At 37.7% G+C, this 13,376-nt stretch carries 11 protein-coding genes; 4 read left to right on the forward strand and 7 right to left on the reverse strand.

What is annotated here, in order from left to right; all coding sequences use genetic code 11:
• Positions 1-59: 59 nt before the first annotated feature.
• The gene (locus O1Q81_RS10380) at positions 60-2,063 is read right to left on the reverse strand and encodes a transferrin-binding protein-like solute binding protein (protein ID WP_386697546.1); all 2,004 of its coding nucleotides are present in this window, start codon (positions 2,061-2,063) and stop codon (positions 60-62) included.
• A 357-nt stretch (positions 2,064-2,420) separates the two neighbouring features.
• Positions 2,421-3,920 (reverse strand): porin family protein, encoded by a 1,500-nt coding sequence (locus tag O1Q81_RS10385; RefSeq protein ID WP_386697549.1) that lies wholly within the window; start codon positions 3,918-3,920, stop codon positions 2,421-2,423.
• 174 nt (positions 3,921-4,094) lie between these two features.
• On the opposite strand from O1Q81_RS10385, the gene fmt reads away from it, so the two are divergent.
• Positions 4,095-5,045 (forward strand): methionyl-tRNA formyltransferase, encoded by a 951-nt coding sequence (gene fmt, locus O1Q81_RS10390; RefSeq protein WP_386697552.1) that lies wholly within the window; start codon positions 4,095-4,097, stop codon positions 5,043-5,045.
• Positions 5,042-6,406 (forward strand): 16S rRNA (cytosine(967)-C(5))-methyltransferase RsmB, encoded by a 1,365-nt coding sequence (gene rsmB / locus O1Q81_RS10395; protein ID WP_386697554.1) that lies wholly within the window; start codon positions 5,042-5,044, stop codon positions 6,404-6,406. Before fmt ends, rsmB begins: the two co-directional genes overlap by 4 nt.
• A gap of 101 nt (positions 6,407-6,507) precedes the next feature.
• Here the strand turns inward: rsmB and mscL are convergent, their stop codons facing one another.
• From mscL to nudE, 4 genes are all read right to left on the reverse strand, one after another.
• Entirely contained in the window at positions 6,508-6,894 is a 387-nt protein-coding gene (gene mscL, locus O1Q81_RS10400) for a large-conductance mechanosensitive channel protein MscL (RefSeq protein WP_386687631.1), read from the reverse strand.
• 86 nt (positions 6,895-6,980) lie between these two features.
• Positions 6,981-8,357, reverse strand: coding sequence for a Trk system potassium transporter TrkA (trkA, locus tag O1Q81_RS10405; RefSeq protein WP_386687633.1), 1,377 nt, complete (start codon positions 8,355-8,357; stop codon positions 6,981-6,983).
• Positions 8,358-8,565: 208 nt separating this feature from the next.
• Positions 8,566-10,572, reverse strand: a complete 2,007-nt coding sequence (locus O1Q81_RS10410) for an OPT family oligopeptide transporter (protein WP_386697557.1) — start codon at positions 10,570-10,572, stop codon at positions 8,566-8,568.
• Positions 10,573-10,697: 125 nt separating this feature from the next.
• Positions 10,698-11,261: an ADP compounds hydrolase NudE gene (gene nudE, locus O1Q81_RS10415; protein WP_386694914.1), complete on the reverse strand. Its 564-nt coding sequence runs from the start codon at positions 11,259-11,261 to the stop codon at positions 10,698-10,700.
• Positions 11,262-11,333: 72 nt separating this feature from the next.
• On the opposite strand from nudE, the gene hslR reads away from it, so the two are divergent.
• Positions 11,334-11,762, forward strand: coding sequence for a ribosome-associated heat shock protein Hsp15 (gene hslR / locus O1Q81_RS10420; RefSeq protein ID WP_386687641.1), 429 nt, complete (start codon positions 11,334-11,336; stop codon positions 11,760-11,762).
• A 90-nt stretch (positions 11,763-11,852) separates the two neighbouring features.
• Complete coding sequence (gene hslO / locus O1Q81_RS10425) at positions 11,853-12,725, forward strand: Hsp33 family molecular chaperone HslO (protein WP_386697560.1); 873 nt, start codon at positions 11,853-11,855, stop codon at positions 12,723-12,725.
• Positions 12,726-12,859: 134 nt separating this feature from the next.
• Here the strand turns inward: hslO and nrdG are convergent, their stop codons facing one another.
• Entirely contained in the window at positions 12,860-13,333 is a 474-nt protein-coding gene (nrdG, locus tag O1Q81_RS10430) for an anaerobic ribonucleoside-triphosphate reductase-activating protein (protein ID WP_386694918.1), read from the reverse strand.
• Positions 13,334-13,376 lie beyond the last annotated feature (43 nt).

The following is a 13,376-nucleotide window of genomic DNA, read 5'->3' on the forward strand; positions in this document are numbered from 1 at the left end:
GTGAAAATATTGATATTTTTAACCGCACTTTGAGAAAAAGCAGGGTGAAAGTTTAGGTTTTATTGTTTTTTCGCACCAAATACGCCAGATGTATGTGTTGTTGTTCCTGCTTCTTCATTAGCCGTATCACGAGAGAACCGACCAATAACTTCATCTGCATTCTGCCCAACAAACATCCCTTTTGTTATCATTTTGCTCTCTTGATCCGTGCCAGCAAATTCAGCACCGTTAATATGAGCACTTAAACTAATAGGTTTGACTTGATTAAAATAAAAGACTTCACCTAAGTGCATAGATTCAGGATTTTTTGCATAATCATCAAGGTAGTCTTGGCTAGCAGTTTTAGTATCTGGTGTTATTGTGCCAGTTAATTTTTTATTATCTAAATCCGCCTGAAATTCTGCTGTTCCCGTATGGATAACATCTTGGTATTGTTTTCCTCTGATATTATTTCCAACAGCCGCTAACCCTTTATAATTAATCACGCCTGAAGTTGGCATATTTTCTGTTGGTGTAATTTCACCTAACACAGTTGAACGATATCCACTTCTTTTTTGTGCAACATAACCATGTTTTAGGTTCAATAAATTGGCATAATACTCATCAATATAAACGTAACCTATCTCTGGATAGTTAATTAGATTTTGATAGTCATATTTAGCCTCTTTAGGAACTGAAGGATTAGATAATAAATCAACTAAATTGTATGTTTTTAATGTATCATTAACTTTTTCACCACCTTTTTCGTGTTTCCAAATTAGGTTCAAACTGCCGTCCTCATTTACCGTAACGCTGTCTATGATGTAATTATTTACCTTATGGCTATCTAAAAGAGCGATATTGTCATCATCATTAAATCGCATTTGCGTACCTACAAGTTGTTTTTCCTGCGTTTTTGGTGGTTCTGGTACTGGATCTGGCTTAGTATCTGTAATTTGATCATCCTTTTTAGGTTCCTCTTTTGGGATCTGAGCCTCGGTTAACCCTTTTTTTGCACCATAAGAACCGAATAAATTTTGTGTTGGATTAGAAAAGATCCCTGCCATTTCTTGTGCATTTTCACCATAGAATTGTCCATTGGTTGTAACACCATTTTTTTCACCGACAAAACGATTGTCTGAAATTTTGGCACTTAGGGAAATCGGATCGAATACATTACTTTCTACAGGTTTAGTAAAGAAGTTTTGATTGGTTGCTGTGATTTTTCCATCAAGAGATTTTTTATCAAAATCTACATCAAATTCTGCATCCCCAATTTTGACATTTTTTACGCTAATATTATGATCATCATCTGGACCAGTAGCTAAATATTTCCCAGCTTCGCCCACTTGTAATACGGCACGTCCTTTATATTTTGCTGTTCCACTCGTTGGAATCTGAGCGTTATCGGTCGCAAAACCTTGAGCAAAAGCATAGTCACCATGATGTATTGGGCTATCAGGTACACCAACGTTTATGCCCCATAAAGCTGAATCTAAATTAATGCCATAAACACGCATAATACTAAGATAGCCCCACTTATTAGAACCTGACGCATCGTCATCTACGAAAGTAAAAAAGTCCTGATCTTTGGCACGTTGTTCCGCAATACGTTCTGATAAATGCGTACCTTGGAATGTGGCGTAATCCCCCTCTTGAGCAACTTTGGTGTCTTTCCCCGAAAGACCAAGTTTTTCGGTATATTCAATATTGGCTTTTTCACCTGATGGAATAGTTTGATCAGATTGGTCGATTGGATTACCAACAGATTGCCCATGTACCCGTTCAACATAAGATCCACTGACTTGTGTAGCATCAGTAGGAATTTTACCGCGAATATAAGAAAGTTCTGTCGGTTTTGTATTATCTGAGGTGCCACTGCCTGAACTACTACCACTTGAACCACTATCCGTTGTACCACCATTGGATCCGCCACTGTTTTGATTATTCATTGGATTATTAGCAGTTGGGTTATCATTACGCACTTCAACTGGATTACTTGTTGAGCAAGCTGAAAGAACACCCGCCAATAAAACTACAGATGCTATCGCACTGAGTTTAAAAGCAATTTGAATTGGTTTCATAGCAAAATTCTCCATTAGATTATAAAAATTTTTATCATGTCAAATTTAAAAACCAACCTGTTAAATTAGCTTTCAAACTTAACATCGGTGCTTATGATAATAATTCCCCTTAACAAATGCAAATACAAATAAATATCATTTGTATAAATTTATTAAATTTTTGTTAATTTTTAGGCTGAAACGGTAAAGCAACGAACTAAGACTGAATACTATTTATACAAATTTGGGTTTTCGGATAAAAAAGGAATATTTTTCGAAAAGAAAGCTGAAAAGTGCGGTGGAAAATTAGGAAGTTTTGTCCCTATATAGTCGATGGGGACAAAGTTTACTAATATACTCCCTAAAAATAAAGAAAGATTAAAATCTTTTGCTTAATTCCAAATAAACCTGATGTTTATCATAGGTATAGAAAACGTGATTACTTTTAGTCTTGTGATAGCTATAGGTTAAGCGTGGTGTAATGCCTTTGTAATGGAAAGCACGATGCCATACGGAAACTGCTGCTCCATATTCCTTATTACGTTGCGTAATATTAAAAATTGGCATCGGTCCTTTATAATGCTTTTGCCCATAACTTAAATTCACTCGAGTCGATAAACCTTTGCCCCATTCTTGTACCCAGCCCAGATTGATGGCTCGGCGAATATAGCTGTCATCCGCATCTCGAGTACTGGTGCGGTTGTAGCTTAAATTAACATACCAATATTGTTGAGCATTGCGTAAATAACTCAAGCCAGTAGAAATATAATGCGTGTTACCATTAAGATGCTTACGCTCGGTGTAACGTTGTTCACTGTATTGATAATTTGCTCGCCATTGCCATTTTGGATTAAGCCAATAGCTGAAACTCAGAGTACCGCCACCAGATTTGGAGAAACGTTTTAAACTTTCGCTTATTTCACGTCCGCCAGCATAGAGTGTCTGCTCCATAAAAGGAATTAGGCTCAAATCGGAACGCCCTGTTTGATAGCCTAAACCCAAGCCACCGTGCATGGTCATTTCATTGAATTTTTTGTTATCCCAGTAATATTTACCATACAAAGAAAGATCTAATTGGTGATAAAACCCATTTCCCCACGACCATTTTTTACTCGCATCAAGATTATAACCAAATCCTTGTGCAGATTCCCGTTTAGGTGGTATCCAATTACCATAAGTCGTGCCAGATTTTGGGGCATTATTAATGTTCGGATCATTTAAATACGTAAAACCACCGCCAAAACTCCAACGATCCTGTTGGTGAATGGCATTAATATAGGCATCAATCAACCCTGCCACATTAGGCGGGAGATTTTCGCTACGCAATTTCTCAAATTGCCCTTCAGCAGCATCATATTCTTTGTTTTCAAATAACACTGTGGCTAACTGTAAACGGATTGGTAAAATATCGTTTTTATCTGCCAAGATCTCACGATATAAGCGGATAGACTGATTATAATTTTGCTCTTTTTTTGCCAAAATAGCTTGTTGCCACTGAGTTAATAAGGGATCTTGCCATTTGGTGTCAATTTTCTGGTAAATAGGATATAAAATAGCCACTGTTTCCACATTGCCTTGAGCAAGTGCTGGTAGTAAGGCTCGAATTACTAATTCAGGCTGTTGAGCCAGTTCTTCTTTAGTAATGGATAAAGAATGTGTTTCACCTTGAGCAATTTTTTGTGGTTTATTTTGTGCAGCTTGTTGTGATTGAATTTGCTGATCTAAACTTCTGTCACTCACACGTTGATCGTCAAAACGGCGATTAAATTCACGTTGCTGTTCATTTTGAGTTGAATCTTCTGCACCTAAAGCAAGAGTTGGAAATGCGACTAAAAATGCCAAAGCGAAAGTGGACTGCAAAAATGATTGGTGTTTCATTGTCTATCCTTAATTTTTTATAATGCGAATAGTTTACATTTATTTAACTTTTAGTGCAAACCGAACTGCAATTTAATCGTTTTTAACAAATAATTAAATTTAGTTGCATCCCATAGAAAGAAAACGCTATTATTTAATCCATTAACTCTCAACATAGCGTAGCACATTAATCTTATGCAAAAATTAAACATTATTTTCGCAGGCACACCCGATTTTGCCGCACAACATTTACAAGCATTATTGAACTCCCAACACAATGTCATTGCTGTCTATACCCAACCCGACAAACCTGCGGGACGGGGCAAAAAACTACAAGCCAGCCCAGTAAAACAACTTGCCGAACAGCATCATCTACCAGTTTATCAACCAAAATCCTTACGCAAAGAAGACGCTCAAGTTGAACTGGCAAGTTTAAATGCAGATGTCATGGTGGTGGTCGCTTATGGTTTAATTTTACCTTTAGCGGTATTACAAGCACCTAAATTCGGTTGCTTAAATGTACATGGTTCGATTTTACCCCGTTGGCGAGGTGCTGCACCCATTCAACGTGCTATTTGGGCAGGTGATAAACAAACTGGCGTAACGATTATGCAAATGGATATAGGGTTAGACACGGGTGATATGTTGCATAAAGTCTATTGTGATATTGCATCAAAAGAAACTTCCGCTAGTCTGTATCATAAACTGGCAGAGCTTGCTCCAGCAGCATTGATCGAGGTGTTGGATAACTTAACCAACGACAAATTTTTACCAGAAAAACAAGATGATAGCCAGTCAACTTACGCAGATAAATTAAGCAAAGACGAGGCTCAATTAAATTGGCAATTATCCGCTGAACAGTTGGAACGCAATATTCGAGCGTTTAATCCTGCTCCAGTCGCATTTTTGATCCTCAACATCAATGATGTGCAAGAGCGAGTAAAAATTTATCAAGCCGATGTATTACCGCATCAAGATAAAACTGCTGGTACTGTACTAGCTGTCGATAAAAAAGGGGTACAAATTGCGACTACGCAAGGTGTGTTGAATATTACCCAACTGCAACCTTCTGGCAAAAAACCGATGTCTGTACAAGATTTCCTAAATGGACGTGCCGACTGGTTTAAAGTAGGTGATGTGTTATGAGAACGCCAAAAAATTCGCCAAAAAACACCGCACTTTCAAGCCGAATCATGGAAGTCAGAGCGGTTTCTGCACAGGTCATTTTGCAAGTATTCGATCAGGGTAAGTCCTTATCGGCTTTAATTCCTGAAATCCAAAGCCAAGTAAAAGCTCAGGATTTACCATTATTGCAAGAAATCTGTTTCGGGATTTGCCGAGTGTTGCCACGTTTAGAATGGATTATTCGTTTATTGGTAGATAAGCCGTTAAAAGGGAAAACTCGCATTGTGCATTGTTTATTGTTGGTAGGATTATATCAAATACTCTACACCAGAATTCCTGCTCATGCGGCAATTAATGAAGTGGTGAATGCCACTAAAATACTCAAATGTGAGAGTTTCCGTGGGTTAATTAATGGCGTATTACGTCGTTTCTTACGGGAACAAGATGAAGTCTTAGCAGTAGTCGATAAACACTGGCAGACCAATCACCCTGAATGGCTAGTGAATAAATTGAAGAAAGCCTATCCAAACTGGCGTGACATTGTTGCAGCAAATAATCAGAAACCACCGATGTGGATTCGCGTTAATCCGCAACATTGCACAGCGAAAGACTATCAGCAGCTACTATTAGCGGAAACCGAGTTAGTCAGTTTTACTGATAATAATCCTTATGCCTTACGTTTGGCTCAACCAACTGCGGTGCAAAAATTACCTTATTTTGCAGATGGTTGGGTAACAGTACAAGATCTACACGCTCAATGGTCAGCCATTTTACTGGGTGGACAAAATGGCGAATTGATTTTAGATGCTTGTTCTGCTCCAGGGGGAAAGGCTACTCATATTTTAGAACTGGCTCCGCAAGCTAAAGTGGTGGCATTAGATGTCGAGCAGAGTCGTTTAAAACGTGTGGAAGAAAATTTAGCTCGCTTACAACAAAAAGCCTTGGTGATTTGTGGTGATGCAAGTCAGCCTGAACAATGGTTGCCACAGGTAGCAAAGTCTATTATCGGCAAGCAAACTGTGGTGCAATTTGATCGAATTTTATTAGATGCTCCTTGTTCTGCCACTGGAGTTATTCGCCGTCACCCTGATATTAAATGGTTGCGTCAAGAAAATGATATTGATCAGTTAGTTCAACTACAGAAAAAAATTCTCACTGCACTTTGGGCGAAATTAAAACCAAATGGGATCTTGCTTTATGCGACTTGTTCCGTGCTACCCGAAGAAAATAACCAACAAATTACACAATTCTTAATAGAAAATAGGGATGCGAAGCTGGAAGCATTGCCATTTGATCAAATTGATGGTGAAATTGGTATGCAATTTTTATCAACAGAATTAGGTGGAGATGGGTTTTATTATGCGAAATTAAGGAAAATTTAGTTTTCCTATCTCAGCGTTTCACCTAGATTTTCCGTGTTGAGAACGGAAAAATGAGAAAACCCCGAAATTATTCGGGGCTCTTTTTAACATCTAATCAGAAATTATTTTTTCAATAATTCACGAATATCAGTAAGTAATTCTTCAGTTGTAGGACCAGCTGGAGCTGCTTCCACTGGTTTTTTCAATTTATTGATACCTTTTACCATCATAAAGATAGCAAATGCAATAATAATGAAATCAAATACGTTTTGGATAAACATACCATAATTTAAAGTTACTGCTGGCGTTTCGCCGACAGCTTCTGCTAATACGATTTTTAAATCTTTGAAATCCACACCACCAGTGAGAATACCTAATACAGGCATTACTACATCACCAACTAGTGAACTCACGATTTTACCAAATGCACCACCGATGATCACACCGACAGCCATATCAACTACATTGCCACGCATGGCAAATTCACGAAATTCTTTCATAAAGCTCATAAATCTTTTCCCTTATAAATTTAAATGTTAAAAAGAGTGTATATTATATAAATTTTGAGCATTTTGTATAGCTTTTTTGTATATTTTTAGATAAAAAACGTTGTCGGCTGAAATAGCTTTTCAATTTCTGACACTTGTTTTTTATCTGCAAGATAAACTACCACATGATCATTATCTTGAATAATCAAATCCTTACGGGCAATAATCACTTCGCCATTACGTAAAACTGCCCCGATTAACGCAGTATTTGGTAATTTTAATTCACTCACTTTCCGACCAATAATATTTGAACTGGTTTCATCACCATGTATAACCGCTTCTAATGCTTCTGCTGCACCATGACGAAGTGATGACACATTAATAATATCGCCTTTGCGAACATATCCTAGCAAGGCGGAAATAGTTGCCTGTTGTGGTGATACCACAATGTCCACTGCTCCACCTTGTATTAAATTGATATATGCCATGCGTTGAATTAGCACCATCACTTTCTTAGCACCAAGCCGTTTCGCTAATAAAGCTGACATAATGTTCGCTTCATCATCGCTCGTCAAGGAAATAAAAACGTCCATATTCTCAATTTGTTCTTCAAATAATAAACTGTAATCCGAGGCATCACCGTGAAAAACCAAAGTATTAGACAATTTTTCGGCTAATTGTGCTGCTCTTTCTGCATTACGTTCAATTAGCTTCACCGTACAATTATTCTCTAATTTTTGGGCAACGCTTAAACCAATATTCCCCCCCCCTGCAATCATGATGCGTTTATATGGACGTTCTAATCGCTGTAATTCAGACATAACCGCTTTAACGTGTTCAGTGGCACAAATAAACGTTACTTCATCACCAGCTTCAATAATAGTAGATGCTTGTGGACGAATGGCTTTATCTTGGCGAAAAATAGACACAATTCGACAATCTATATGCGGTAAATGCTCTCGCAAGGCAGAAATGGCATACCCCACTAATGGACCACCATAATAAGCCTTACACACCACTACACTAATTTTTTTATTCGCAAAATGTGCAACTTGTAATGCCCCAGGGTAATTAATTAAGCGAACAATATCTTCTGTTACTAGATTTTCAGGTGAAATAATATGGTCAATAGGGATAACATCTGGATTAAATAACTTTTCTTTTTCACGTAGATATTCTGCACTTCTAATTCGAGCAATCTTAGTAGGCGTATGAAATAGGGTATAAGCAATTTGGCTTGCTACCATATTAATTTCATCAGAATTCGTTACTGCTACTAATAAATCCGCATCTGTTGCACCTGCTTCACGCAGTACACTTGGGAATGAGGCAGAACCAATAACTACTCGCAAATCGTGTTTATCTTGTAGATTAGCAAGGTGTTCAGGATTATTATCCACCAAAGTAATATCGTTATCTTCACTCACCAAGTTCTCTGCCAGTGTTGTACCAACTTGTCCAGCACCAAGAATAATTATTTTCACAGTTCGTTCCTATTTTCTTTCTCACACTATAAGATATGCCAATATTAACAGAATTTAGACCGCACTTTAACTGTTCAATTCACTGACAAATATATGTTATAGATAATAACTTCGCTCTCTCCGTTTACGCAAAGAGCAAAGTTATAAACAAAAAATTTTTAGTTGATCAATAAACTAAAAACGCTCTCACTTGAGAGCGTTTATTATATTATTTTTTCGCTTTAAGTACACGTAATGTGAAAATTACGATACCAGCAGTAAAGACCATTAAACCGAGAATATCAGCAGTTTCTCCCCAGTTTTCTAAACTTAACGCCAATGGTGCATCTGAACCGCCAGAGGTTACTGAGCCAGCGATAATAAAGGCAAGCAATACGCCGATTAAACTTTCACCAACAATTAAACCCGCAGCAAATAAGGTGCCGTAACGTTCAGCATTTTTCTTCACTTCAGCTACATTTTTGCCAGTACGTTTTGCATAACTGTCTAAATGACGATTAATTAACCAAGCTAAAACCGCTCCAACCACAATCGGTGCATTCACTGATGGTGGTAAATAAATCCCCATACCAACTGCTAATGCGGGTAGGGCAAAACGATTATTGGACGATTTTTTTAATAAGCTATCAATAATAATGAAAACTACGCCTAAACCGATACCAAAGAAGATATAACCCCATTCTAAATTATGTGAGAAAATACCGTTCGCAATGGTCATCATCAATGTTGCTTGCGGTGCAGAAAGTACTTGACTTGGATCCATACCTTCACGTGGAATCGCACCAGTAAAGCCATAAGAATAATAGAGAATATCAAGCACTGGAGCAATCACTAAAGCACCGACAATTACCCCAATAATCAACGCAACCTGTTGACGCCAAGGCGTTGCTTCAATTAAATAACCTGTTTTTAAATCTTGTAAGTTATCGTTAGAAATCGCCGCTGTACAGATTACGATAGAACAGCTAAATAAGGTTAATGCTGTTAAGAATTTTTGACCTTCAGCCGTATCTAATACACCAGTAGATGACCCGATTAACATCAACACAATCGCCGTAATGACGACCGAAATAATACCGATACCAGAAATTGGACTAGATGATGAACCAACCAAACCCGCCATATAACCACAAGCCGCAGCCACTAAGAAACCGATCACAAAAGCCAGTAGTGTACAAACCACAACTAAGCTAATCGCTACCACAGGCTCAATACTTACTGGTTGCAAGAAACTATATAGTGCCAATACAATCAATACCACCGAAATAATGCTGATATAAATCATTGCGTTAGGTGATAAATCTTGCGTAGTGCGGTCATTATTTTTGAAGTTTGGATCTCTTAACGCACGGAATGACTGGATCATACCTTGTGCCATCGGTTTCATTAACACTAATAATGTCCAAATTGCCGCAATACCGATCGTTCCTACCCCGATAAAACGTACTTTACTTTTCCAAATACCAACTGCATAACCGACCATATCAGCATCTACTGGCATTGGAGAAGCAGATGTAAAATACGGCACTGCTACGCCCCAAGCAATGAAGATGCCAAGTAAAATTGCGATACCACCCACGATACCGACCAGATAACCCGCACCTAATAATGCCAACGAAAAGCCCATCGGTACTTGGAAAATTGCATTACCACCTTTAAACCAAAGACTCGCACCATCAGCGATAACACGTAATCCGTTAGTGGCAAAACCCACGATGGCGGCAATCACACCGCCAGTCGCAATTTCTTTAATTCCACTATCCGCAGAATGATCATCACCAGCTTTCAGAATTTCAGCGGCGGCAACCCCTTCTGGATAAGGTAAATCACTTTTTACCACCATAACATTACGTAATGGCACGGTAAAGATCACTCCCAAGACACCACCTGAAATACAGATCAATAGGGTTTGCCAGAATGGAAAACCTTGCCAATAACCTAGCATTAACATAGCTGGCAACACGAAAATTACCGAAGATAAGGTACCCGCAGATGAGGCTTGGGTTTGTACCATATTATTTTCAAGAATATTCGCATCTTTGAAAAATTTTAATACCGCCATGGAAATCACGGCAGCTGGAATGGAAGAAGCAAAAGTTAGCCCTACTTTCAATCCTAAATAAACATTGGATGCGGTAAATACTACCGTAATTAACGCTCCGAGAATTGTCCCTCTCAGGGTTAATTCTTTTAACGATTGTTGATTTGTTGACATTAATTTGTTCCTTGATTATAAAAAAGTGTTTTTATATTACTGCAATTTATCCTCATAAAGAAATAGCAGAAATATTCTCATATAAAATTTAACACAGTTTGTTAAAAAATATTTGTTTTTCTCCGTTATTTTTGTAAATTCTTTAAATAATCGCGTAAAACATAAACGGCAACCAAATTTCTACTCTCACTAAATTCACTATTGTTGATTAATTCATCCAACTTAACTAAAGGAAAACGCACAATCTCTAGCGGTTCAGGTTCATCTCCGACTAATTTTGATGGATAAAAATTTTGTGCCAATAAAATATGCATTGGATTATTCATAAAAGTAGGATTTGAGTTTACTGTACGCAAATGCACAAATTGATTTGCCGCTAAACCGAGTTCTTCTTGTAATTCTCGATTGGCACATTGCTCTGGCGTTTCTCCTTGTTCCATACCACCTTTACAAAAGCCGAGTTCATAGCGTTCCGTCCCGACAGCATATTCACGCACCATTAATAAATCCTCTCCCTCAATAGGTAATACCATCACGGCAGCACGACCAGAGGATTTAAAACGCTCATAAGTGCGGTGAATTCCATTCGAGAATTTGAGTTCAACCGATTGAATGGTAAATAAACGAGATTGGCAAGCCGTGCTAATCTCCAAAATTTCGGGTAATTTTTTTTCAGAAAATGATTTCATTTTATGATCTCTTGTTTTACAAAAAATAATAATCACGATACCATAAACTCATCACGGATTTAAGGAAAAATAATGGCAAATAACAAATCAAAAAAATCATATAGCGAATCAGATAAAGATGATGAGGTTCGTTTAGATAAATGGTTATGGGCAGCTCGCTTTTATAAAACACGTACTATTGCCAAAGAAATGATTGACGGAGGCAAAGTTCATTATAATGGTCAACGCACTAAACCGAATAAAACTGTGGAAGTGGGGGCTAACATTAAATTACGCCAAGGTAATGAAGAAAAAGAGATAAAAGTCACCGCACTTTCCACCCAACGCCGTGGTGCCCCAGAAGCACAATTACTGTATCGTGAAACAGAACAAAGCATCATTGTGCGAGAAAAAATGGCATTAGCTCGCAAAATGAATACTATGCCACACCCTGATCGCCGCCCCAATAAAAAAGAACGGCGTGAGTTAATTCAATTCAAACATCAGGATGATACCTTGTAAAAGGATAATTTAGCCTCATATAGCAATGTAAATCAAAAAAATGCGCCCAAAAAATACCGCACTTTTTATATTAAGGAATAAATAAACAAAATGACTGACTATACCAAAGATAATGATAAACTTTACCGCTACTTATTTCAAAACCGTGCGGTGCGTGGTGAATGGGTTCGCTTAAATCAAAGTTTTATAGATACATTAAACACACATCACTACCCCAAAGCCGTACAAAATTTACTCGGTGAAATGATGGTTGCCACAACCTTATTAACTGCCACATTGAAATTTAACGGCAATATTACCGTACAAATTCAAGGGGATGGTGCATTAAAACTCGCTTTAGTAAATGGTTCTGATAGCCAACAAATCCGTGCTTTAGCTCGCTTGCAAGGCGATATTACTGATGATATGAGTTTACACCAGATGATCGGCAAAGGTGTGTTAGTGATTACCATTGCTCCAACAGATGGTGAACGTTATCAAGGAGTGATTGCTTTAGACAAACCCACCATTACCGAATGTTTAGAAGATTACTTTGTACGTTCTGAACAGCTACAAACGCAATTAATTATTCGTACTGGTGAATTTGACGGCAAACCAGTTGCCGCAGGAATGTTGTTACAAATTATGCCTGATGGTCAAGGATCGCCAGAAGATTTTGAGCATCTAGCCACTCTCACAGCGACCATAAAAGATGAAGAAATTTTTGGTTTAAGCACTGAAGAAATGCTTTATCGCTTATACCATGAAGAAAGCGTAGAAATTTATCCTGCTCAGAACATCAAATTCCATTGCGGTTGTTCTGCTGAACGTTCTGGAGCGGCATTAATGTTGATTTCTAACGATGAAATTGATCAGATCCTTGCTGAACATAACGGTAGCATTGATATGCAGTGTGAATGCTGTGGGACACATTATTTCTTTAATAAAGAAAAGATTAATCAATTAAAAACCAATAATAATTAGTTTTACGTTCTATATAAAAGTTAATCAACCATAACATTACATCTAATCTCGTACATTAGTACGAGATTTTTTTATAAGGCAAAGCCTTGACAAGCAATGTTAAAATTTCTTCGAAATTTTTCACCGCACTTTTATTAATCTATATCCTTTAACCGATATATTACCTGATTAGCCGAACCACGCCAAATCAAGCTAGGATCAGCTAGTTGTTGGATAAATTTACCATCAATTAACACATCAATATAGGGTAACATTTGACGTTGCTGATCATTAAGTTCCGCTAATTTATAACCTGTCCAGAGCCAAATATCTTTATCTGGGCATTGTTGTTTTACCCGTTTAACAAAAGGTAACAATGATTCCACATTGCGAGGGTGTAAGGGATCGCCGCCAGAAAGTGTTAATCCTTGGCGTTTAATTCTCGTATCTTGTAAATCCTGAATAATTTGTTCTTCCATCGCACGATTAAAAGGCAAACCCGCACTAAATGACCAACTTTTTTGATTATAACAACCTTTACAAGCATGTTCACAACCACTCACAAAAAGGGTACAGCGTGTGCCTTCGCCATTAACGATATCTACAGGATAATATTGTAAATAGTTCATATCATTAAAAAAGTGCGGTGCTTTTGACAAAAGTTTTCGGAAA

The sequence above is a fragment of the Lonepinella sp. MS14436 genome (assembly GCF_042470565.1).
In the GTDB taxonomy this organism is placed as follows: domain Bacteria; phylum Pseudomonadota; class Gammaproteobacteria; order Enterobacterales; family Pasteurellaceae; genus Lonepinella.

Coding starts and splice junctions, on each gene's coding strand:
- O1Q81_RS10380 (WP_386697546.1), bottom strand. CDS start 2,063: ATGAAACCAATTCAAATTGCTTTTAAACTCAGTGCGATAGCATCTGTA.
- O1Q81_RS10385 (WP_386697549.1), bottom strand. CDS start 3,920: ATGAAACACCAATCATTTTTGCAGTCCACTTTCGCTTTGGCATTTTTA.
- fmt (WP_386697552.1), top strand. CDS start 4,095: ATGCAAAAATTAAACATTATTTTCGCAGGCACACCCGATTTTGCCGCA.
- rsmB (WP_386697554.1), top strand. CDS start 5,042: ATGAGAACGCCAAAAAATTCGCCAAAAAACACCGCACTTTCAAGCCGA.
- mscL (WP_386687631.1), bottom strand. CDS start 6,894: ATGAGCTTTATGAAAGAATTTCGTGAATTTGCCATGCGTGGCAATGTA.
- O1Q81_RS10410 (WP_386697557.1), bottom strand. CDS start 10,572: ATGTCAACAAATCAACAATCGTTAAAAGAATTAACCCTGAGAGGGACA.
- nudE (WP_386694914.1), bottom strand. CDS start 11,261: ATGAAATCATTTTCTGAAAAAAAATTACCCGAAATTTTGGAGATTAGC.
- hslR (WP_386687641.1), top strand. CDS start 11,334: ATGGCAAATAACAAATCAAAAAAATCATATAGCGAATCAGATAAAGAT.
- hslO (WP_386697560.1), top strand. CDS start 11,853: ATGACTGACTATACCAAAGATAATGATAAACTTTACCGCTACTTATTT.
- nrdG (WP_386694918.1), bottom strand. CDS start 13,333: ATGAACTATTTACAATATTATCCTGTAGATATCGTTAATGGCGAAGGC.